Origin of the sequence: Streptomyces hilarionis (genome assembly GCF_024539675.1) — a bacterium.
GTDB lineage: Bacteria > Actinomycetota > Actinomycetes > Streptomycetales > Streptomycetaceae > Streptomyces > Streptomyces hilarionis.
On record NZ_JAHHIT010000009.1, the window covers coordinates 1 to 21,908 of the forward strand.

The following is a 21,908-nucleotide window of genomic DNA, read 5'->3' on the forward strand; positions in this document are numbered from 1 at the left end:
GGGAAGGGGAGTGGGGGAACGGGCCGGGCGGGGCGGAGCCGTCGTCCGCCCCGTCCGGCGTCCCCTTTACTCCGCGACGGCCGATTCGGCCACGGCCGCTTCCGATACCGCCGGTTCCCGGACGGGCCGCTCCAGAAGCGCCGTCTCCGGGGCGGTCGTTCGCGCGGTCCCGGCCGTCTGCGCGGTCACGTTCTGCGGCGACGCGACCGGCGGAGCGGGGGCCGGCGGCGTGGCCGGCGGGGTGCTGGGCGGTGGCGGCGTCTTCGTGACGATGATCTTCGGGACGGCGGTTCCGGCCGGCGTCGGGGCCTGATCCGTCTCCCCGCTCCACCCGTCGCCGGGCGTGTCGGGGTTGTCCGGGGCCTCCGCGTCGTCGGCCGTGCTTCCCCTGTCGTCCGCCCCGGTCCGCGTGCCGTCCGCAGTCTCGACGGTGGTCCGGCTCTCGGCGGCGGTCGGGGCGTCTCCCGTGACGTCGGCCGGGGGGACCTGTTCGACCGGTGTCTCCGGGTGGGCCTCCGTCCGGGCGTCGGACGGAGCGGAGCGCGGCGGGAGCAGGTCCAGCACGGCCTGCCGGTGCGCGTCGCTCGTCGCGTCGTCGTACGGGTCCGGTGTGGCCGGCACCTGGAGACGGTGGACGGGCGCCGAGCCCAGCCGGGCGTATCCGCGCCCCGCCGGGACGTCGTCGACCGGGGTGGTGTGCGGGGGCGTGCCGAGCACCGCCGTCAGCTGTTCCGCCGACGCCGGGCCGAGCGCGACCCGCGCGCGGGTGTGCAGGCACACCGCCTCGCTGAGGGAGTCCAGGGCGTCGTACTGCTCGGCGACGACCACCGTGACGGCGGCGGCGCGTCCGTGCCGCAGCGGGACCTGGAGGAAGGACAGCGGATCCTTGCGGCCGTCGGCCTGAGCCAGGTGGGTGAAGGCGGTGGGCCGGTCCAGGAGGATCCACAGGGGGCGCTTGGTGTCCTCCGGCGCCGGGTGTCCCGCCTGGCGGGCCTCGTTGGCCGCGACGAGCCGGCGCTCGGTCTCGGCGGCCGCCCATTCCAGCGCGGCCAGCGCGCCGTCCAGGGCGATCTCGACGCCCAGCACGCCCTCCCGGCCGGCCAGGCAGGCGTACTCGCCCGTCCCGCCGCCCTCGACGATCAGCACGTCGCCGTGCTGGAGCGCCTGGAGGGCCAGGGAGCGCAGCAGGGTCGAGGTGCCGCTGCCCGGCCGGCCGACCGCCAGCAGGTGCGGCTCGGTGGAGCGGATGCCGGTGCGCCACACGACCGGGGGGACGTCGCGCCGGTCCGCGCCGAAGGCGAGCGGGAGGGTGCGCTGCACCCGGGAGGGGTCCGTGAAGCCCAGGACGGCCTCGCCCGGGGCGGTGACGAAGCGCTGGGCCGCGATGTCGGTGGGCAGGGGGGAGAGGACGCTGACCGTGAGCTCGTTGCCCTCCTCGTCCCAGACGAAGAGGTACTCGCGGCCGCGGCCCGACTTCGCGGCGAGCAACTGCTCGATCCGCGCGCGTGACGCGGCCTCGCCGTCCGGGAAGTACGCCGGATAGCGGATCACCAGATGGGCCACCCGGCCCGAGTCGTCGAACTCCTGGGTGGGGAAGGCCGTCTCCCAGTCACCGCCGTGGACGTAGAGGGGAGAGGGGTCCTCGGCCGTCGAGAAGTGCGGCACGAGGGCCTCGTACAGCACCTGGAGTCGTTCGATCTGCGCTTCGTCAGGGCCTTCGGGAGCCGGTGGGGTGCGGTCCCTGCCCTGCCAGGCCGCCGCCGACATCAAGGTGACGACGGCGAGCAGCGGGCCGTACGGCACGAGCACCACGACCAGGATCACCGAGGCCGCCAGGAACAGCAGCGGGCCGCGCCTGTCCCTGGGGGTCTCGGTCCATCTGCGCCGTCCGGCCGAGGCCAGCCGGCGCAGTCCGCGGGTCGTCGTGATCAGCGGATGGAGGACATCGGTGGCGCTGTCGGCTGCCGTCCGGGCCAGCTCCCGGCTTCGGGCGATCTGTGCGCTGCCTGTGCTCAGGATGCGGGGGAGGGGGCGCCGGGCCACTGCTGTCTCCTGGAGGTGCGTGCGGACGGGACGTGCGGCGTCAGAACTTGATGCCGCCGAGGAGGCTGGCCAGGCTCTCGCCGCCGGCCTTGATGCTCGGGGCGATGGCCGTGCTGGCCATGTAGAACCCGAACAGGGCCGAGACGATGGCGTGCGACCCCTTCAGGCCGTCCTTGCGGAAGAAGAGGAAGACGACGATGCCGAGCAGGACCACGCCTGACATGGACAGGATCATTTTGGTTTCTCCTGGTTCGCGGGGACAGTCACCATGAGTACTTCCAGGCTCACAGGATGTATCCATACGATAAAAGGTGCAACTGAGTGAAAAACGGCTGATTTCCCTCAGGTGGCGGCAGGTTCGATGGGCTGCCCGAGCAGGAGAAGCGGGGCCGAAAGGGACTTCCGTGATCTTTGCCGCGCACCGCACCGGCCAGGTGACCGACGAGCCAGTACGCTGGCAATTCACCTGAACGGTTGTAGTGAGAGGCGGTCCGGCCGATGACCGAAGCCCCCGACCCCGAGGTCGTGGAGCTGGCGACCAAGATCTTCGATCTGGCCCGCGGGGGACAGACCGAGGAGCTCGTGGCGTACGTCGACGCGGGCGTCCCGGCCAACCTCACCAACGACCGCGGCGACTCGCTCGTGATGCTCGCCGCGTACCACGGCCACGCCGACGCGGTCCGGGCCCTGCTGGCCCGGGGCGCCGAGGCGGACCGGATCAACGACCGCGGTCAGACACCGCTCGCCGGAGCCGTCTTCAAGGGCGAGACGAACGTCGTCAAGGCCCTGGTCGAGGCCGGCGCCGACCCCTCCCAGGGCACGCCGTCGGCCGTCGACACGGCCCGGATGTTCGACAGGACGGAGCTGCTGGACCTGTTCGGCGCGCGCCCGGCCGACGGGACCTGAGCGGTCCGGCAGCAGTTTTCGACCAGATAGATCGACGACCACGGGGGAGGCGGTACAAGGCCGCCGGATATTTCGGTCGCGGCAGGCAGAACAGCCGGGTCATCATGACGTCGTGATTCACGGACGCGATGGCTGGGCAGGTGTTGCCGCACCGCGCGGGCCGTGACGCGGCCCGTATGGGCCACCGACGAGAGGCAGAGGAAGATGGTCTACAGCAAGCAGGAAACGGCGGGCGCCCCGACGTGTTGTCACGCGGCCAGGTAATGCACGTCCCCGGTTGCGTCGACGCTTGATGTGAGGCTGTTTCCCATGTTCGATCCGGTCATAGCGCCCAGCGGCACGCTGCTCGGCCTGCTCCAGAGGGGCCGCGGCGACGGCACGCTGCACGCGCTCACGGCACCGCGCGCCGAGGCGCTCGCGGCGCTGAACCACTGTGTGCAGCGGGATCCCCGCCACGACTGGCAGGTGGAGAACCGCTCCCTCTACTACGCCCGTCTCTTCCTCGACCTCAACGGCGAGCTGGACGAGATCGAGGCGCACCTCTTCGACGTCGAGGACGTCTTCGACACCGAGGAGTCACGCACGGGGCTCGCCCTGGCGGTCCTCGGCCACCTCGCCTCCTACGGCAGGCGCGACGCGCTCGAACTGCTGCGCCGCTACGCCGCCACGGGAGCCAACTGGGCCTGGGCCCTCGACGAACTCGCCCTGCGCGACGACGACGCCGGCCTGCGCGCCCTCGCCGTACCCGTGCTCGCCAGGTTCTCCACGGACGCCGAGGGCGAGGCCGAACTCGCCGCCGCCGTGCGCGACGCCTTCGAGCCACGGCCCTGGCGGCTGTGGGCGGAGGACCCCCGCGAGTACGTCTCCTCCCGCGTGCGCGCCGCGCACGAGGCCGGCTGTTTCGACCGCTGGCAACGCCAGATGAGTCCCAGCGGGCCCCGGCCCGGCTGGAGCGTGCGGGCGGTGTTCGAATGGGCGCAACAGGGCGTCGAGCGCGGAGCCGCGCTCCACGTCCCGGCCGCCCGCTGCCTGTCCGCCGTGGCGGGCCCCGAGGACCGCCCCGAGATCGTGCAGGCCGCCAAGGACGGCGGTGACGGCGCCCGGTGCACCGCCCTGCGCTACCTCGCCGACTGCAACGATCCCGACGCCCTCCTCCTGGTCGAACAGGCCGTCGCCGCAGGCTCGGCGACCGTCGTCGAGGCCGCCGTCGACGCCTTCGAACGCATGCGCAGCGTCGCCGCCGTCGACCGGGCCCGCAGCTGGGCCCACCGGCCCGACGCCCTGGGCGCCGCCGCCGGCCGCATGCTCGCCTGCCGGGGCGGCGCGAGGGACAAGGACCTGGTCCTCGGCGCCCTGCGCGAGGCCGTGCGCGGCGAGGGCTGCGACGCCCCGACCCTGTGGACCCTCGTCGACGGCGCGGGACGGCTCGGCATCGCCTGCGCCTCGCCCGTGCTGCGCCACATCTACCGCGAGACGGCCTCGTCCCACCTGCGCGGGCGCTGCGCCCGCGCACTCGCCGCCACCGACCCGTCCTACGCCACCGGCTTCGCCGTCGAATGCCTCTGGGACTGCGAGGAGGGCACCCGCGAGATCGCCGCCCGGCACGCCGAGACCGGGGACGCCCGGGTCGTGGAGCGGCTGCGCCGGCTCGCCGCCGACCCCGCCGAGGAGGCCGAGGTCCAGACGGCCGTCCGCAGCCGGATCGGGCCCGACGCGGCGTCCGCCATGTGACACCGGGCCCGGCCGCCGCCCGGACAGTCCGGCGGCGGCCGCCCCGTGGGTGAACGGCGCGTGACCGGCGGGGCCGCCGCCCATGGACACCGTCCGACCTGCGCGTGGTGCGCGGAAGACGGGCGGCGGGCGCACACCGCAACGCTCATGGGACGTTAGTCGTGCGGACAGATCCACTTTGACGCGGCCACGTCCAGGACGGCGACAACACGGGTATGCGTGTCGTCATCGTGACCGAATCCTTTCCCCCCGACGTGAACGGCGTGGCCCATTGCGCCTTCCAGACCGCCCGACACCTCGTCGATCGCGGTCACGCCCCCGTCGTCGTCGCCCCCGCCACCGCCGCGGGGCCCGGGCCGGACGCCGAGGCGCCCTGCCCCGTCGTGCGCGTCCCCTCCCTCCCGCTCCCCGGCTACCCCCAGGTCCGCGTCGCCCTCCCCACCCGACGCGTCGCAGCGGCCATCGCCGTACACGGCGCCGACCTGGTCCACCTGGCCAGCCCGTTCATCCTCGGCGTCCGCGGCATGTCGGCCGCCGCCCGGCTCGGCATCCCCGCCGTGGCCGTCTACCAGACCGACCTGGGCGGCTACGCCCGCACCTACATGGGCGCCGGCGAGGCCGCCGCCTGGCGCCGGATACGGTCCGTCCACGCCGCCGCCGACCTCACCCTCGCCCCCTCCAGTGCGGCCCTGCACGACCTGGACACGCACGGCGTGCCCCGGGTCAAGCTGTGGCCGCGCGGGGTGGACACCGCACGTTTTCGTCCCGACCGGCGCGACGAGACCCTGCGCCGCGCACTCGCCCCGAACGGTGAACTGATCGTCGGCTACGTCGGCCGGCTCGCCCCGGAGAAGCAGGTCGACCTCCTCGCCGGGGCCTGCGGGCTGCCGGGCGTACGGGTCGTGGTGGTGGGCGACGGGCCGAGCCGGCCCGGCCTGGAGGAGGCCCTGCCGGGCGCGGTGTTCCTGGGCAGACGCACCGGCGACGACCTCGCCCGGATCTTCGCCTCGCTCGACGTGTTCGTCCACACGGGCCCGTTCGAGACGTTCTGCCAGACCGTGCAGGAGGCCATGGCCAGCGGCGTCCCCGTGGTCGCGCCCGCCGCGGGCGGCCCGCTGGACCTGGTCGCCCACGGACGCACCGGCCTGCTCGTCCCGCCGCGCGACGCCGCGGCCGTACGGGACGCCGTCGCCTCGCTGGGCGGCAACCCCGCGCTGCGGGCCGCGTTCGGCGCCGCCGGGCGGGACACCGTCGAGGGCCGCACCTGGGCCGCCGTCGGCGACCGCCTCATCGGCCACTACCAGGACGTGCTCGCGGCACGCCGGCCGGCGGTGGCGGCATGAACCCGTGGGAAGGCGGCGGCACGAACGCGCCCGCGGAGGACGGCACGCACGTGTCCGCAGGCGGCGGCACGGACGCGTCCGGCGGTGGCGCCGGCGGCCCGTCCTTGCGGATCGTGCGCCTCGCCAACTTCGTGGCTCCGGCCTCGGGCGGACTGCGCACCGCGCTGCGCGAACTCGGCAAGGGCTATCGCGAGGCCGGCCACCGGCCGGTCCTGATCGTCCCCGGCGAGCGGACGTCCGACCACGAGACCGAGCAGGGCAGGGTGATCACCCTGCCCGGGCCGCTGCTGCCCGGCACCGGCGGCTACCGCGTCCTCACCGACCGGCGGCGCGTGTCCCGACTGCTGGGGAGCCTCGCCCCCGACCGCCTGGAGGTCAGCGACCGTACGACGCTGCGCTGGACCGGCAAGTGGGCGCGTCGGGCGCGGGTGCCCGCCGTGATGGTGTCGCACGAGACCGCCGACGGCGTCCTGCGCACCTGGGGCGTGCCGGAGGGCGCGGCGCGGCGGGCCGCCGACTCGCTGAACGTGCGCACGGCGCACACCTACGCGCGCGTGGTGTGCACCACCGAGTTCGCCGAGCGGGAGTTCGTGCGGATCGGGGCCCGCAACGTGGTGCGCGCCCCGCTGGGCGTCGACCTCGTCGAACGGCGTCCGGCCCTGCGCGACGCCGGTCTGCGGGCCGTCCACGCGCGGGGGGACGAGACGCTGCTGGTGATGTGCACCCGCCTGTCCGTGGAGAAGCGGCCGGGCACGGCGCTGGACGCGCTGGAGGCGCTGCGGCGACGCGGCGTGCGGGCGGTGCTCGTCGTCGCCGGGGACGGCCCGCTGCGGCCCCGGCTGGAACAGCGGGCCCGCGAGCGCGGGCTGCCCGTGACGTTCCTCGGGCACGTCTTCGACCGGTGCGCGCTGGGCGCGCTCCAGGCCACCGCCGACGTGTGCCTGGCGCCGGGGCCGGCGGAGACCTTCGGGCTCGCCGCGCTGGAGGCCATGGCCTGCGGGACCCCGGTGGTCGCGAGCGCGTCGTCGGCGCTCCCCGAGGTGATCGCGACCGCGGGGGCCACCGCCGCGGACCGGGGTGAGGCCTTCGCGGACGCGGTGGAGGGCCTGTTGGACCGTCCTGTCGCGGGACGACGCGAGGCGGCACGCGCGCGTGCCGAGTGCTTCGGCTGGACGACGTCGGTCGACGCGTTCCTCGCGGCCCACGACGCGGCGGCGCCCCTCCGTCCCGGCGGCCACGAACAGGCCGTCTCGCCCCGAGTCCAGGGGCAGGCCCCCACGACCGTCGCGCCGGCGCCCGTGCGCGCGGCCCCGGCGGTGGTGGCGGCCACCGCGACGGCCGCCCCCACCGCTGCCGTACGCCCTCTCGCGCCCGGGGCCCTCGGATGAGACGCCTACGCTTCGTGGCCCTCGGCGACTCGCTCACCGAGGGCGTGGGGGACCCCATGGGCGGGGGCCGGCGCGGCTGGGCCGCGCTGCTGGCCGACGGCCTGACCGGCGAGGACGCCGGAACCGCCCAGACCCGTGACGGGCGGGCCGAGGCGGCCGCGGGGACCGGGAGCCCGGTGACCGCAAGCGCCGTGACCGGCGTCGAGTTCACCAACCTCGCGGTCAGCGGGGCGCAGACGAAGGACGTGCTGGAGCATCAGCTCCCGGCGGGGCTGGCGCTGCGGCCGGACCTCGTCTCCGTCGTCGTGGGCGTCAACGACACCCTGCGCTGCACCTTCGACATCCATGCCGTGGCCGCGCGGCTCGACACGGTGTACGCCGCCTTCGCCGGTCAGGGGGCGGTCCTGCTCACCGCCTGTCTGCCCGATCCGGGCGCGACGCTCGGGCTGCCGGGGGCCCTCGCCCGGCCGCTGGCCCGACGGCAGCACGCGGTCAACGCCGTCGTCCACGCGCTCTCCGAGCGGTACGGCGCCGTCCACCTGCACGCCTCGCAGGCCGCCTGGACGGCGGACCGGGCGATGTGGAGCGCGGACCGGCTCCACCCCGGCGAACGCGGCCACCGTCAACTGGCGCTGCGCTTCCACGCGTTGCTGGCCGAGGCCGGACTCGCCGACGGCCCCGCGCCCTCGCCCGAGCCACAGCGTCCGGCGCCCACGATGTCGGCGAGCCTGTGGTGGCTGGCGACCGCGGGCACCGGCTGGATGGCACGCCGGTGCACCGACCTCCTCCCGCAGCTCCTCACCCTGGCGGCCGACGAACTGCGTCACCGCGCGCGGGGCACGAGCGCCCGGCTCGACCTGCGCACGTCCGCGGCGGTGTCGGCCGCCCTGGCCGCACTGTCGTCCCCCGACCCACGACCGGACGCCGCCTAGGCGCGGCCCGGCGTCACCGTCCGCGTACGGTCACGAAGCGGACCGGCGTCCCGGGCCGGGCCTGCGCGGCGGCCGGCAGATCCGTGGCGCGGACGACCGCGATCACCGGGTAGCCGCCGGTGGTCGGGTGGTCGGCGAGGAAGACCACCGGGCGGCCGGCGGGCGGCACCTGCACGGCGCCCAGGACCATCCCCTCGCTCGCCAGTTCGCCCTCCACGGCACGCTCCAGCGCGGGCCCCTCCGTGCGCAGCCCGATCCGGTTGCTCGCCGAGGAGACGCGGAACGTCCGGGTCGTCAGGGCCCGCAACGCCTCGGGGGTGAACCAGTCCGCGCGCGGGCCGGGCGTCACCCGCAGGACCAGCTCGGCCGGGGGCGCCGGCTGGGGACCGACGTCCACGCGCGCGTACGGGGCGAGTTCGCGCCCCAGGTGCACGACCGTTCCGTTCGTGAGCGGCGCGGGGCCGAGGCCGGAGAGCAGGTCGGTGGAGCGGCTGCCGAGGACGGGTTCGACGGCGATGCCGCCGGCCGCGGCGACGTATCCGCGCACCCCGCTCAGAGCCGGTCCCACGTCCAGCACCGCTCCCGCGGGCACCCGCACGGGTGCGCACCAGGCGACCGGCCGCCCGTCCACGGTGACCCGGCACGGCGCGCCTCCCACCGCGACGGTCACGTCCGAGCGCGCTGCGAGGGCGCAGCCGTCGAGCGTCGTCTCCAGGACCGCGGCGTCCGCCGAGTTGCCCACCAGCCGGTTGACGAGGGCCGCCGCGGGCCCGTCGAGCGCACCGGAACGGGGCACCCCCAGATGCGCGTGTCCGGGACGCCCCCGGTCCTGCACCGTGGTGAGCGCCCCGGCGCGGACGACGACCAGCGCGCGGTCGGTCATGCCGTTCCCGCCGTTCCCGCCGGGACGAACCGCACGCGCGTGCCCGGCGACAGCAGGGCGGCCGGCTCGCGCGCGGGGTCGAACAGCACCGCGTCCGTGCGCCCGATCAACTGCCAGCCGCCCGGCGACGAACGCGGGTACACGCCGGTGTACGGCCCCGCCAGCGCCACCGAGCCGGCCGGCACGGCGGTGCGCGGGGTCGCCCGCCGGGGGACGTCGTAGCGGGCCGCGAGCCCCGTCAGGTAGCCGAAGCCGGGCGCGAACCCGCAGAAGGCGACCCGGAACTCGGCGGCCGCGTGGATGCGGGCCACGTCCTGCTCGCGCACCCCCCAGTGGGCGGCGACCTCGGCCAGGTCGGGGCCGTCGTAGCGGGTCGGGATCTCCACGACGTCGCCCTCGCGCGGGGGAGCCGGCGGCACGTCCGCGACCGCCAGTTCGGACGCCACCCGGCCGGGGTCGGCCAGACCGTCCAGGAGGACCGTGCGGGCCGCCGGGACGATCTCGCGCACCCTGAGCAGGCCCGCCGCGCGGCGACGCACCAGCTCCGCGTGCAGCGCCTCGGCCTGTTCGCCCGACGCGACCTCGACGAGCAGGGCGTCCTCGCCGACGGGAAGCACACGCATGCTCACGCGAAGGCCTCCACCCGGACGTGCGACGCCTCCAGCCGGTGACGCACCCGGCGCGCCAGCTCCACCGCGCCCGGTGTGTCGCCGTGCAGGCACAGGGAACGCGCGCGCACCTCGATGGAGGACCCCGCCTCGGAGTCGACCCGGCCCCGGCGTGCCAGGCTCACGGACCGCTCCACGACGGCGTCCGGGTCGCTGATCACGGCTCCGGGTCGCCCGCGCGGCACCAGCGTGCCCCGGTCGGTGTACGCGCGGTCCGCGAACGCCTCCGGCACCGCCGGCAGTCCCGCCTCCCCGGCCCGCTCGAGCAGGCGCGAGCCCGGCAGGCCCAGGACGGGCAGCGCGGCGTCGGCGAGGAGCACCCCGGCGATCACCGCGCCGGCCTGCTCCTCGTCGTGCACGACCCGGTTGTAGAGCGCGCCGTGCGGTTTCACGTACGCCACGCGCGCGCCCGCAGCCCGGGCGAACACCTCCAGGGCGCCGATCTGGTAGGCCACCTCGGCCGCGAGTTCGTCGGGCGGCACGTCCATCGCGCGCCGGCCGAATCCCGCCAGGTCGCGGTAGGAGACCTGCGCGCCGATCGTCACCCCGCGCTCGGCCGCCAGCGCGCACACCCGCCGCATGGTGACCGCGTCCCCCGCGTGGAAGCCACAGGCCACGTTGGCGCTGGTCACTACGGACAGCAGGTGCTCGTCGTCCGTCAGCCGCCACCGGCCGAACCCCTCGCCGAGGTCGGCGTTCAGGTCGATGGCGGTCGTCTCGGACGCGGCGGTCGTCTCGGACGCGGCGGTCGTCGCGGGCGTGGCGCTCATGGTTCCTTCGTACCTCCTTCTCAGGCCACGCGGTACTGCTCGTCGCGGGCGTCGGTGAGGAACATCTGTCCCGGTGCGTGGGTGAGGGCGAACGGCGGACGCGAGGCCATCACGGCGGCCTGCGGGGTCACCCCGCAGGCCCAGAACACCGGGATGTCGTCCGGCTCGGCGTCCACCGGCTCGCCGAAGTCGGGCCGCCCGAGGTCGGCGATGCCGAGCCCCGACGGGTCGCCGCAGTGCACCGGGCTGCCGTGCACCGCCGGGAGCAGGCCGCTCTCCCGGATGGCGGCCGCCAGGCGCCGCGGCGGCACCGGACGCATCGACACCACCATCGGTCCGTGCAGCCGTCCCGCCGGCCGGCACTGACGGTCGGTCACGTACATCGGGACGTTGCGTCCCTGTTCGAGATGGCGCAGGGGCACGCCCGCCCCGGACAGCGCCCACTCGAACGTGAAGCTGCACCCGATCAGGAAGGTCACCAGGTCCTCGCGCCAGTACGCGCGCACGTCCGTCGGCTCGTCCACCAGCTCGCCGTCCGCCCACACGCGGTAGCGGGGCAGGTCGGTGCGCAGGTCGGCCCCCTCGGCCAGGACCGTGCTCCAGGAGCCGGCGTCCGTGACGTCGAGGACGGGGCACGGCTTCGGGTTGCGCTGACAGAACAGCAGCATGTCGTACGCCCAGTCCGCGGGCACCGAGATCATGTTGGCCTGCGTGTGCCCCGCCGAGACCCCGGCCGTGGGGCCCGCCAGGCCCGCCCGGAAGCGGGCCCGGGCGGTTTCGGGGCTCCACGCGTGCGCGTGCTGCTCGACGAGGGTCACCGGGCGGTCCTCGTCCAGGGGCGAACGCGGGTCCTGCGTGAGGAGGGGACGGTTCACTCGAGCTCCTTGCCGCGCGTCTCGGGAAGGCCCAGCAGCGCCAGGGCGGCGATCGCGTAGCCGATCGCGCCGAAGGTCAGCGCGCCGCCGACGCCCCAGCTGTCGGCCAGGTAGCCGACCGTGGTGGGGAAGACCGCGCCCACGGCGCGACCCGTGTTGTACGTGAAGCCCTGCCCGGTACCGCGCAGGGCCGTCGGATACAGCTCGCTCAGGAAGGAGCCGAAGCCGCTGAAGATGGCCGACATGCAGAAACCGAGCGGGAAGCCGAGCACGAGCAGCAGGGTGTCCGCGCCGCTCGGGATGTTGGCGTACGCGAGGATGCACACCGCCGAGAGCAGGGCGAACAGCCAGATGTTGCGGCGCCGGCCCAGCCGGTCGGTGAGGTAGCCGCCGGTGAGGTAGCCGAGGAAGGCACCCGAGATCAGGAAGGTCAGATAGCCGCCGGTGCCGACCACCGACAGCCCGCGTTCCGACTTCAGATACGTCGGCACCCAGGTGGCGAGGGTGTAGTAGCCGCCCTGCACACCGGTGGAGAGCAGGCCCGCGAAGAGCGTCGTCCGCAGCAGCGGGCCCTTGAAGATCGCCGGGAACGAACCCTTCTCGACGCTCTGTTCCCGGGCCGCAGCGGCCTGCGGCGCGTCCTGCACCCGGCGGCGCATCCACACGACGAGCAGGGCGGGCAGCGCGCCCGTCCAGAACATGATCCGCCAGGCCATGTCGTCGCCGAAGAACGAGAACACCAGCGTGTAGGCGACGGCCGCGAGACCCCAGCCGACGGCCCACGAGCTCTGGATCGCGCCCAGGGTGCGACCCCGGTGCCTCGCGCTCGCGTACTCGGCCACCAGGATCGCGCCGACCGCCCACTCGCCGCCGAAGCCGAGCCCCTGGAGTGACCGCAGGACCAGCAGCGTCTCGTAGCTGGGCGCGAAGCCGCAGGCGACGGTGAACACCGCGTAGGTGATCACGGTGATCATCAGGGCCCTGACCCGGCCGATCCGGTCGGCCAGGACGCCCGCCACCGCCCCGCCGATCGCCGACGCGACCAGGGTGACGGTGGTGAACAGGCCGGTCTGGCCGCTGTCCAGGCCGAAGTAGGCGGCCAGCGCGACCATGCTCAGGGGCAGCGTGAAGTAGTCGTAGGAGTCGAGGGCGTAGCCGCCGAACGCGCCGGCGAAGGCGCGCCGGCCGCGCGGTCCGAGGGCGCGCAGCCAGGTCAGAGCCCCGTCGTCGGGGGTGTGTCCGGTCGTCGCGCGCCGGTCTTCGGCGCTCGGGGCCCGCGGTGGAGTGGGTGTGCTCATGTGCACCTCGCTGAAGGAGGACGGAGGGTGCCTGGACTGAGCCGTGCCGTGCAGGAGCCGGTCGCCCCGCCGAGGACGGGGCGGTGCCGTGGAGCCGAAGGTAGAGGATCGTTGAACGATTCTTCAATACCCCCGTTGTCTCGTTCTCAGGTCTGCGATTGAATTCCGGGCATGGCAGAGCAGCTGGCGGGACTGGCCGACGACCGCGCCCTCCTGGGTCGCACGAGCACGGCCGAACGGGTGTCGGACATCCTCAGGAGCCGAATCGCCGAGGGCTACTTCCCGCCCGGGACGCGGCTGGCCGAGGACAGCATCGGCGGAGCGCTCGGCGTCTCCCGCAACACCCTGCGCGAGGCGTTCCGGCTGCTCACCCACGAGCGTCTGCTCGTCCACGAGCTGAACCGGGGCGTGTTCGTGCGGGTCCTGACGGTGGAGGACGTCGAGGACATCTACCGCACCCGCGCCCTCGTCGAGTGCGCCGTCGTGCGGGGGCTCGGGGAGCCGCCCCACGCGCTGGAGGCCCTGCGGGCGAGCGTCACCGAAGGGCAGCTGGCCGCCGCCGGCAACGACTGGAAGGCGCTGGGCACCGCGAACATCCACTTCCACCGCGAACTGGTCGCCCTGGCCGCGAGCGCGCGCACCGACGAGCTCATGCGCAGCGTCTTCGCCGAACTGCGTCTGGCCTTCCATCTCGTCGACGAGCCGCGCCGACTGCACGAGCCGTACCTCCAGCGCAACCGGCAGATCCTCCAGGCCCTCGAATCCGGCGACAAGGCGGGCGCCGAGCGGCTGCTCACCGTCTACCTCGAGGACTCCCTGGAAAGGGTGGTCGACGCCTACCGGCGAAGGGTGGGGGAGGACCCCGCCCCGTAGGGCACGATGGAGCGCGGGGCAGGCTCCCGGCGGCGGACGTCACGCCCCGGTCCGCCCGGTCCTCCCGTCCGGCCGCCGGAGGCGATCCGCGCCGTTTGGGTCGATGTCAGACCGAGGACCTAGTCTGTGCACCGTGACTTCGCCTGCTTCGACGGACCGTGTTCCGCCCCAGCTCAGCGCGGGGCCGCGCCCCGCCCAGGGCCCGGCCGCCGACGAGGGGCTGGCGCGGCGGCTGCGCGCGCTCGCCTGCACGGCGCCGATCCACGACCTCGACGCGCGCAAGGCCAACCTGGCCGGTGAGTACTCGGTCTACGGCATGGCGGAGATCGCCCTGGCCGCCATCGACCTCGTCACGCTCAACATGGACTTCGACACCGGCGCCGACCACGACCAGATAGTGGCCCGGCTGCTGCCCCGCATCGCCGCGCAGGCCCCGCGACGCCCCGTCGCCGAGCACGAACGCGTGGCCCGCTGGGTCCTGGAGAACCTGATCAACGTCGGCAGCGTCGACCGCGGCTTCCGCGCCGCCTACGGCATGTTCGCGCCGGACGGCACCTATGTGCGCCGCGACTACGACTTCAAGCTGATCGAGGAGGTCCCCGGCTACGGGGGAGCGGTCTACCTGCGCACCACCGACGAAGCCGTCAACGTGCTCGTCGGCGCCCTCGACACGGACGTCACCAGCGCCCAGATCGCCGCCGAGGTGAAGCTGGAGGTGCTCATCCGCCGCGGTCGCCTCGCCGACGCCCAGCTCGCCGCCGAACAGGCCCGTTACCGCACGGTGCAGTACTCCGAGACGCTCCGCCGGGCCCTGGAGGCCACCCGCCGCAACGTGCGGGCGGTGGACTGGCTCAACGCGGTCCCCGACATGATCGCCGAGGCCCTGGACCACGTGGCCGACCGCTACCGCCACGAGAACGCCATCCTCACCAACATCCGCAAGGCACGCGACGAGATCGAGGACGCGGAGAACAAGCGCCGGGCCGCCGAGCTCGTCGACATCGTCAAGGACTGCATCCGCCGCCACACCCAGCTCCAGTCCCGGCTGCTGGAGGCCGGCCCGCTGTTCCGCGCGGAGCAGGACCGGCAGGCGTTCGCCGCCCCCATGACGTCGTCGGGGACGGACCTCTACGGACACCTCGTCGCCCCCGTGCTGCCGCTGCCGGTGGAACAGGCCGTCCGGGTCACCGACGCGTTCTTCGCGCACGGCACCGGGCTGCGCACCCCGGTGTCCGTGCGCATGGGCGACCTCGTCGACCTCCTGCTGACCCCGCCGCTCGAGCGGGAGCACCTGGGGGCGGAGATGCCGGAGCCCGACCTCATCGCCACACCGGACGACAGCCGCTTCAGCGAGGAACAGCTCGCCGCGGCGACGGCACTGCTCGACCTGCCCGCGGACGCGCCGCGAAGGCTGTCCGGACTGCTGGCCCAGGCCCGCCGCACGGACCCGGACCTGCCCTACCTGGTGGCCCTGCTGGCGGTGCACGCGGCCAGTCCCGCCGTCGGCACCGCATACCGGCAGGGCGAGGAGAAGCTGCTGTTCGCCGTGGACGACGGGACGGAGCTGGACGACCCGGAGTTCGGCGGCGCCGACCTCATCGTCGGCACCGCCCTGCTGGACTCCGCCGGCATGGCGGCGGACCGCACGGAGGCGGCATGAGCCGGGCGGGGGACCGAATGACCGAACACGAGCACACGCACGGGCACGCGCACGCGTGCCGGACCAGCAAGGAGCCGAGGCCGTGACCGAGCACGTCGAGCGGAGCGAGCCCGAGACCGCCGCCGCACCGGCCTCCGCCGCCGTCACCCCGGCCGACGCCGCCGACGCGGCGCGGCTCGTCGCCTTCGGGCTGCAGCCCAGACTGCAGCCCGCGCGCGACCAGGAGTACGCCGACCTGCTGCGGCGCCACCGCGAGGACCCCGCCTTCGCGCGCCTCGCCGACGCCGTCGCCGCCGGCCTGGGGCTGATCGTGCTGGAGGTGTCCCCCCGCGCGGGCATGGCCGTCACCGCCGCCGAGGACTCGGTGTTCGCCGTGCGCATGGGCGACTACGCCCGCCGTGCCTCCGCCGACGGCGGCGACCGCTTCCTGCACGGCCTCGCCCACCTCTGCGTCGCCGCGATGGCCTTCCCCCGCCCCGAGGACCTCGCGGACGACGGCTACATCGGCCGGGTCAGCGTCAACGGGGTCGACTCCTTCGTGCGTCAGGCCTGTCACCGCCTCGAGCAGCGCGCACAGGAGCAGGGCGAGAACACCGACCCCGCGAGCGACGCGCCCGGACTGGAGGCCGCCTGGCGGATCTGGGCCAGACGCAGCTCCACCGGCGCCACCAAGGACGCCCGCCGGCTCGCCGGGTCGACGACCGGCATCGTCGCCAAGGCCGTCGCCTTCCTCACCGACTCCGGCTTCCTCCAGCGGACCGGCGACGACAACGGCGGCACCTACCGCACCACGGCCCGCTACCAGCTCCAGGTGCGCGACATGGCCGCCGGCGCCGCCATGGCCGAACTGCTCGAGCTGGGCGTCGTCCCCGTCACCGACGGAACACCGACCCTGCTGCCCGCCGAGGAGAGCGACGACCTGGAGCTGGTGGCCGACGCGGGCCTCCCGTTCCACTCCTAGCCCTCCTGCCGCGCCCCGGCGCACCCCCCCCCACTGATCCGCCGATCTGCCAAGACTTACGAGAGTCCGCCATGTACGAGCTGTCCCGGGTCCGCCTCTACTCCATCGGTCCCGCCGGTGCGCGCTACGCCGACACCGTGCTTGACCTGCGGGGCGTCGGCGACGTCGTGCCCGACCCCGCACCCACCCAGGCGGAGTTCTTCGCGGACGAGCCCGTCGGCCCGCCGCGCCGGCCCGCGCCCGCCGGCGTGCTCTTCCTGGAGAACGGCGGCGGCAAGTCCGTCCTGCTCAAGCTGATCTTCTCGGTCATGCTCCCGGGTCACCGCAACACCCTCGGCGGGGCCAGCTCCGGCGTGCTGCGCAAGTTCCTGCTCGCCGACGACTGCGGACACGTGGCGCTGGAATGGCAGCACGTGCTCACCGGCGAGTGCGTGGTGGTCGGCAAGGCCAGCGAGTGGCGCGGCCGTCAGGTCTCCAACGACCCGCGCAAGTTCGCCGAAGCCTGGTACTCCTTCCGGCCGGGGCCAGGGCTGAGCCTGGACAACCTGCCCGTCGCCGAGTCCACGGCCGTGCGCCCGCCCGTCGAGGGCGCCTCCGGCGCGCGCGGGCGCCGGCGCACCATGAAGGGCTTCCGGGACGCCATCACCGAGGCGGGCAAGGCGTACCCGCACCTGGAGGTGCACTGGGAGGAGATCCACGACCGCTGGATCGAGCACCTCGGCGACCTCGGGCTCGACCCCGAACTCTTCCGCTACCAGCGCGAGATGAACGCCGACGAGGGCGAGGCCGCCGGCCTCTTCGCGGTCAAGAAGGACTCCGACTTCACCGACCTGCTGCTGCGCGCCGTCACCGACACCCGTGACACCGACGGGCTCGCCGACCTGGTCAGCGGATTCGGCAACAAGCTCGGCCGGCGCGCCGAACTCATCGCCGAACGGGACTTCACCGCCGGGTCCGTGGACCTGCTGGGCCGCATCGTCGAAGCCGCCGAGACGCGGTCCCGCGCGCGGGACGTCCACGCCGGGGCCGAACGACGCACCCGCGCACTGGCCCGCCGGCTCTCCGCGCGGGGGCTTCAGGAGAAGCAGCGGGCCGGCGACCTCGCCCAGCGGGTCACGGCGGCCGCCTACGCCGTCACCCACTCCGAGGGCGCACGCGGACGCAGCGCCCTGATCGCGGCCGAACTGGCCTACCGGAACGCCTCGTTGGCGCTGTCGGCCGCCGAGAAGTCGGCCGCCGCGCAGAAGCGGGAACTCGCCGACGCCCGCACCCTGCACGCCGCCTGGCTGGCCGCCGAAGCCGTGCTGCGCCACCGCACCGCCGCCGACCGCACCGCGCGCGTGTCCGCCGCCATCCAGGAGGCCGAACGCGACGCCGCCCCGGCCCTCGCCGCTCGCGCCAGGGCCGCCGTCGACCTGGTACGCGCCCTGCACGCGGCCGCCGAGAGCGCCGAGAGCCTGGCCAACGAGGAGGAGGAGCGCTCGGCCGCCCTCCAGGAGGTCGGCGAAGCGGCCCACCGGGACGCCACGTCCGCCGCCACCGACGCCCAGCGCGCCCGCAGCGAGGTCGGCCATCTGCGCCAGCGTCTCGCCGAGGTCGAGCAGGAGACCGCCGAAGCCGTCCGCGCGGGCTGGCTCGACGACAGCGCGCCCGACGCCGACCCCGCCCGTGCCGCGCTCGCCGCCAGCGACGCCGAGAAGACGGCCGTCGCCGCCTGGGACACCGCGAGGGAAGCCTCCCGCCGAGCTGGCGAGCACGCGCGCGAGGCCGCCTCGGCCGAGTCCCGCGCCGAACTCACCGCGGCCCGCGCCGCCGACGCCGCCACCGCCGCCCAGCGCTCCTACGACGCCGAGCGACGGCTCGCCGACTCCCTGGCCGGCGAGGAGCGGCTCGCCGAACTGCTGGGGCTCACGGGCAACCGGGTGCGCCGCCAGATCCCGCAGCCCCGGCAGGACGGCGAGTCCCCCGACGGCTCCCTGCTGAGCCCCGAGGACCTGGACCGCTGCGCGGACGAACTGCGCGAACTCCTCGACGACGCGGTCTCCTCCGCCGAGCGGCAGCTGTTCGAGCTGCGCACGGCCGCGGCCGACGACGCCCGCATCCTCGGCGCGCTGGGCGACGGGGGACTGCTGCCGCCCGGTCCGGACGTGCTGGCCACCGTCGAGTTCCTCGGCGAGCACGGCATCCCCGCGCTGCCCGGCTGGCGCTACCTCGCCCAGGCCGTCGCGCCGGCCGACCACGCGCGCGTCCTCGCCGCCCGCCCCGAACTGGTCGACGGCGTGATCATCACCGACCCCGGCTCCCACGCCCGCGCGCGGGAGGCACTCGGCGAGGCCGCGCTGCTGCCGCGCTCGGCCGTCGCCGTCGGCACCGCGGCCGCCCTGCTCGCGCCCACGCCGCCGACCGGCTCGGACAGCGGCGACGTCTTCCTCGTCCCCCCGAACCCGGCCATGCACGACGAGCACGCCGCCGACGAGGAGCGCCGGACGCTGCGGGCGCGGGCGACCGAGCGCGACGAGGACATCCGCCGGCTCGCGGCCCGGCTCGGCAAGGACCGGGAACTGGCGGCACGGCTCGCGTCCTGGCGCACCGGCTGTCCGGCCGGGCGGCTCACCGAGCTGTCACGGACCGCGGGGGAGGCCCGCGCGTTCGCCGAGGAGTCCGAGGCCGAGCTGGCCGAGGCGCGGACCGTGCGCGCGGAGGCCGACGAGACCGCCGCCGAGGCGGCCCAGGCCCGCGACGAACGCCAGGAGGCCGCACAGAGGGCCCGGCGCGCCGCCGACGCGCTCGCCGGGCTCGCCTTCCGGCTGCGCGAGCGCGCCGGATGGCAGGTCAAGGTACGCGAACTCGCCGACGAGGCGGCGGAGTCGGAGGCCCGCGCCCAGGCCTGCCTGGAGCGCGCCCGTGCCGCCGACGAGGACCGGCGCGGCGCCCAGCGGGCCGCCGACGACGCCCGTCGCACCGCGCGGGCGCTGCGCGCCGAGCGCGCCGAGATCGCCGGCGCCCCCGACGACGTGCCCGCCGACGACGCGAACGCCCCGGGCGCTTCCCTGCCGGCCCTGCGCGAGGCCTACCGGGCCGCCTCCCAGCTGTACGAGAAGGTGGGCGTCGGCGCCGACCTGCGGGCCGAGCAGGCCCGCGCGGAGAGCGACGAGAGCGCGGCCCGCGCCGAACTGGACCGGCTCAGCAACAAGGTCCGCACCCGCGCCGAGCAGCTGCTCCAGTCGCCGGACGGCTCCGACGGGCCGTCCCGCCAGGCCGCCTCCGCGCGCGCGGAGGAGCTGGTGCAGCTCCTGGAGACGCGCGTGTCCACCGCGAGCGAGCAGCTCGGTCGCCTGCGCGGCGAGGCGGAGCGGCACGCGCCCGAGGACGGCGCGGCGCACACCGACCTCGCCGAGGAGCTCCAGCCGCGCGACGCCGAGCACGCACAGGCGCTGCTGCGCACCGCGACCTCCGAACTCGCCTCCCGCACCGAGGCTCTGGACAGCGCCCGCGCGGCGCACGCCGAACTCCTGGCCGCCCACCGCGCCGCCGAGGACGCGGGCGGCGGGTTCGACGAGATCGCCGCCATGCTGCGCGACCTGCTGCGCGAACACACCCCGGACGAGGAGCAGGAGGAGACCGAGCCCTACCCCGGCTCCCTGGAGGAGGCGCGCCATGCGGCCGCCGAGGCCCGTCGCTCCCTGCGCGGCTGCGCCGCCGACCTGTCCGCCGCCGACTCCGCCGTCCGCGAGGCGAGCGACGTCCTCGTCCGGCACGCCAACTCCACCCGCTACGAGCAGGTGCGCACCCCCGCCCGCCAGCAGATCCGTGAGCTGCCCGCCGCCGCGCTGCCCGAGCACGCCAAGAGGTGGGCGGACGCCTTCGCGCCCCGGCTGCGCGTCCTCACGGACGAGTTGGAGCAACTGGAGCGCAACAGGGACTCGATCGTGGACCGGCTGCGCGGGCTCGTGGAGTCCGCCCTCGCCACCCTGCGCTCGGCCCAGCGGCTCTCCCGGCTGCCCGAGGGGCTCGGCGAGTGGTCCGGCCAGGAGTTCCTGCGCATCCGCTTCGAGGAGCCCGACCAGGCCACCCTCATCGAACGGCTCGGCGAGGTCATCGACGAGGCGACCCGGGCGGCCGTCAAGAAGAACTCCGACCTGCGACGTGACGGAATGTCGCTGCTGCTGCGCGGGGTCGGCGCGGCGCTCCAGCCCAAGGGCGTCGCCGTCGAGATCCTCAAGCCGGACGCCGTGCTGCGCGCCGAGCGCGTCCCCGTCGGTCAGATGGGCGACGTGTTCTCCGGCGGTCAGCTGCTCACCGCCGCCATCGCCCTGTACTGCACGATGGCAGCCCTGAGGAGCAACGACCGGGGCCGGGACAAGCACCGCCACGCCGGCACGCTGTTCCTCGACAACCCCATCGGACGCGCCAACGCGACGTACCTGCTGGAACTCCAGCGTGCCGTGTCGAACGCCCTCGGCGTCCAACTGCTCTACACCACCGGCCTGTTCGACACGACGGCACTGGCGGAGTTCCCGCTGGTGATCCGCCTGCGCAACGACGCCGACCTCAGGGCGGGCCTGAAGTACATCAGCGTCGAGGAGCACCTGCGCCCCGGCCTGCCGCAGCAGGCTCCGGCCGCGGAGGGCGACGCGGCGCAGGTGCACAGCGAGATCACGGCGACGCGGATGTACAAGCGCCCCGTGCCGAACGCCGGCTGATCACGGCCCGTCCCGGACACCGCGGCCCGGGACGAGCCGCGTCGACGTCAGGAGTGGGAGAGCCGCCCGGCGCCGGCCTGCCGGCGTATCCGCTCCTGCCCGCGCGCGGCGATCCGTGCCTGCCGACGGACCCGGCGCCGCTCGCGCCGCAGCGAACGCGCCGTGCTGCTCGGCGTCGACACCACACCGTTGCGCTGGTTCCACACCTGCCGGGTCACCCACACGTCCAACGCGCCCCAGGTGGCCAGCACCGTGCTCACCACACTGCTGATCACCATGGGGAAGGCCAGCCAGGACCCGGCCATCGTGCACAGGAAGGCGACCATGGCCTGAATCAGCGTCACGGCGATGACCAGCACCGCGCGTACGGCCGCCGTGCGCACCGGATCGGGCATCCGGCGACGGCGCGCGGGTTCCTCGACCCACAGCGGCCGGTAGGCCGCACGCGCCGGCCGGGGGCCGCGTTCCGCGGGCGCGGGCCTCGGCGCGGCACGGACCTGCCCGGCCGCCGTCATGGCCCCGTCCGCGGCTCGGCCGCGATCCGGCGCCTCGGGTTCTCGCAGTGCCGTGCCGCCCGCCACTGTGCCGTTCTCGGGCGCCTCGCGCCGCTCCGCCGTGCCCATCACCGTGTCACTCCCCACCGCCAGCAGACCGCTCGCCTCCGGGTCGAAGACCCCGCTCCCCAGTGGCTGCCCGGCTTGCGCTGATTTACGCCGCCCAGGTGCGGCATGCGGCTCGTGTGGCCGGTTCCGCCCCCGATTCCCGATCAGTAGGACGCGTGACCAGCCCTGAAGATTCCCGCGTTGCGAAAAATTCTGGCCAACTCGTGGGCGCGGCCGGTCGGATCCAGCCGAACCCGGTGGACCGGATTCGA

General features: G+C 75.0%; 17 protein-coding genes. 9 read left to right on the plus strand and 8 right to left on the minus strand.

What is annotated here, in order from left to right; translation table 11 throughout:
* Positions 1 to 66: 66 nt before the first annotated feature.
* Both KMS84_RS03255 and KMS84_RS03260 read right to left on the minus strand, forming a co-directional pair.
* Positions 67 to 2,043, minus strand: a complete 1,977-nt coding sequence (locus KMS84_RS03255; RefSeq protein ID WP_256914474.1) for a hypothetical protein — start codon at positions 2,041 to 2,043, stop codon at positions 67 to 69.
* Between the two features lie 40 nt (positions 2,044 to 2,083).
* Positions 2,084 to 2,278 carry a hypothetical protein gene (locus tag KMS84_RS03260; RefSeq protein WP_069772012.1) on the minus strand — a complete coding sequence of 65 codons (195 nt, stop codon included), beginning with the start codon at positions 2,276 to 2,278 and terminating at the stop codon, positions 2,084 to 2,086.
* Between the two features lie 263 nt (positions 2,279 to 2,541).
* Here KMS84_RS03260 and KMS84_RS03265 point away from each other — a divergent pair, with 263 nt between their 5' ends.
* From KMS84_RS03265 to KMS84_RS03285, 5 genes are all read left to right on the plus strand, one after another.
* Complete coding sequence (locus KMS84_RS03265; RefSeq protein ID WP_256914475.1) at positions 2,542 to 2,949, plus strand: ankyrin repeat domain-containing protein; 408 nt, start codon at positions 2,542 to 2,544, stop codon at positions 2,947 to 2,949.
* Between the two features lie 309 nt (positions 2,950 to 3,258).
* On the plus strand, positions 3,259 to 4,680 hold the full coding sequence (locus tag KMS84_RS03270; RefSeq protein WP_256914476.1) for a HEAT repeat domain-containing protein: 1,422 nt from the start codon (positions 3,259 to 3,261) through the stop codon (positions 4,678 to 4,680).
* 215 nt (positions 4,681 to 4,895) lie between these two features.
* Positions 4,896 to 6,023 carry a glycosyltransferase family 4 protein gene (locus tag KMS84_RS03275; RefSeq protein WP_256914477.1) on the plus strand — a complete coding sequence of 376 codons (1,128 nt, stop codon included), beginning with the start codon at positions 4,896 to 4,898 and terminating at the stop codon, positions 6,021 to 6,023.
* Entirely contained in the window at positions 6,020 to 7,411 is a 1,392-nt protein-coding gene (locus tag KMS84_RS03280) for a glycosyltransferase (RefSeq protein ID WP_256914478.1), read from the plus strand. Before KMS84_RS03275 ends, KMS84_RS03280 begins: the two co-directional genes overlap by 4 nt.
* A complete protein-coding gene (locus KMS84_RS03285; protein ID WP_256914479.1) occupies positions 7,408 to 8,343 on the plus strand; it encodes an SGNH/GDSL hydrolase family protein in 936 nt (311 codons plus the stop codon). Before KMS84_RS03280 ends, KMS84_RS03285 begins: the two co-directional genes overlap by 4 nt.
* Positions 8,344 to 8,356: 13 nt before the next feature.
* On the opposite strand, the gene KMS84_RS03290 is transcribed toward KMS84_RS03285, so the two are convergent.
* From KMS84_RS03290 to KMS84_RS03310, 5 genes are read right to left on the minus strand one after another with little or no spacing between them, the layout of a single operon-like run.
* Positions 8,357 to 9,226, minus strand: coding sequence for a 5-oxoprolinase subunit C family protein (locus KMS84_RS03290; RefSeq protein ID WP_256914480.1), 870 nt, complete (start codon positions 9,224 to 9,226; stop codon positions 8,357 to 8,359).
* Positions 9,223 to 9,849 (minus strand): 5-oxoprolinase subunit PxpB, encoded by a 627-nt coding sequence (gene pxpB, locus KMS84_RS03295; RefSeq protein ID WP_256914578.1) that lies wholly within the window; start codon positions 9,847 to 9,849, stop codon positions 9,223 to 9,225. The genes KMS84_RS03290 and pxpB overlap by 4 nt, the downstream gene beginning before the upstream one ends.
* A gap of 2 nt (positions 9,850 to 9,851) precedes the next feature.
* Positions 9,852 to 10,664: a LamB/YcsF family protein gene (locus KMS84_RS03300; protein WP_256914481.1), complete on the minus strand. Its 813-nt coding sequence runs from the start codon at positions 10,662 to 10,664 to the stop codon at positions 9,852 to 9,854.
* Between the two features lie 20 nt (positions 10,665 to 10,684).
* Complete coding sequence (locus KMS84_RS03305; RefSeq protein WP_256914482.1) at positions 10,685 to 11,539, minus strand: putative hydro-lyase; 855 nt, start codon at positions 11,537 to 11,539, stop codon at positions 10,685 to 10,687.
* The gene (locus tag KMS84_RS03310; RefSeq protein ID WP_256914483.1) at positions 11,536 to 12,837 is read right to left on the minus strand and encodes an MFS transporter; all 1,302 of its coding nucleotides are present in this window, start codon (positions 12,835 to 12,837) and stop codon (positions 11,536 to 11,538) included. Before KMS84_RS03310 ends, KMS84_RS03305 begins: the two co-directional genes overlap by 4 nt.
* A 171-nt stretch (positions 12,838 to 13,008) precedes the next feature.
* Here KMS84_RS03310 and KMS84_RS03315 point away from each other — a divergent pair, with 171 nt between their 5' ends.
* The 4 genes from KMS84_RS03315 (at position 13,009) to KMS84_RS03330 (ending at position 21,034) form a co-directional block, all read left to right on the plus strand.
* The gene (locus KMS84_RS03315) at positions 13,009 to 13,710 is read left to right on the plus strand and encodes a GntR family transcriptional regulator (RefSeq protein ID WP_256914484.1); all 702 of its coding nucleotides are present in this window, start codon (positions 13,009 to 13,011) and stop codon (positions 13,708 to 13,710) included.
* A 133-nt stretch (positions 13,711 to 13,843) separates the two neighbouring features.
* Positions 13,844 to 15,370 (plus strand): hypothetical protein, encoded by a 1,527-nt coding sequence (locus KMS84_RS03320; RefSeq protein ID WP_256914485.1) that lies wholly within the window; start codon positions 13,844 to 13,846, stop codon positions 15,368 to 15,370.
* Positions 15,371 to 15,452: 82 nt separating this feature from the next.
* Positions 15,453 to 16,331 carry a hypothetical protein gene (locus KMS84_RS03325; protein WP_256914486.1) on the plus strand — a complete coding sequence of 293 codons (879 nt, stop codon included), beginning with the start codon at positions 15,453 to 15,455 and terminating at the stop codon, positions 16,329 to 16,331.
* Between the two features lie 71 nt (positions 16,332 to 16,402).
* Positions 16,403 to 21,034, plus strand: coding sequence for a hypothetical protein (locus KMS84_RS03330; RefSeq protein WP_256914487.1), 4,632 nt, complete (start codon positions 16,403 to 16,405; stop codon positions 21,032 to 21,034).
* 47 nt (positions 21,035 to 21,081) lie between these two features.
* Here the strand turns inward: KMS84_RS03330 and KMS84_RS03335 are convergent, their stop codons facing one another.
* Positions 21,082 to 21,657 carry a hypothetical protein gene (locus KMS84_RS03335; protein ID WP_256914579.1) on the minus strand — a complete coding sequence of 192 codons (576 nt, stop codon included), beginning with the start codon at positions 21,655 to 21,657 and terminating at the stop codon, positions 21,082 to 21,084.
* Positions 21,658 to 21,908 lie beyond the last annotated feature (251 nt).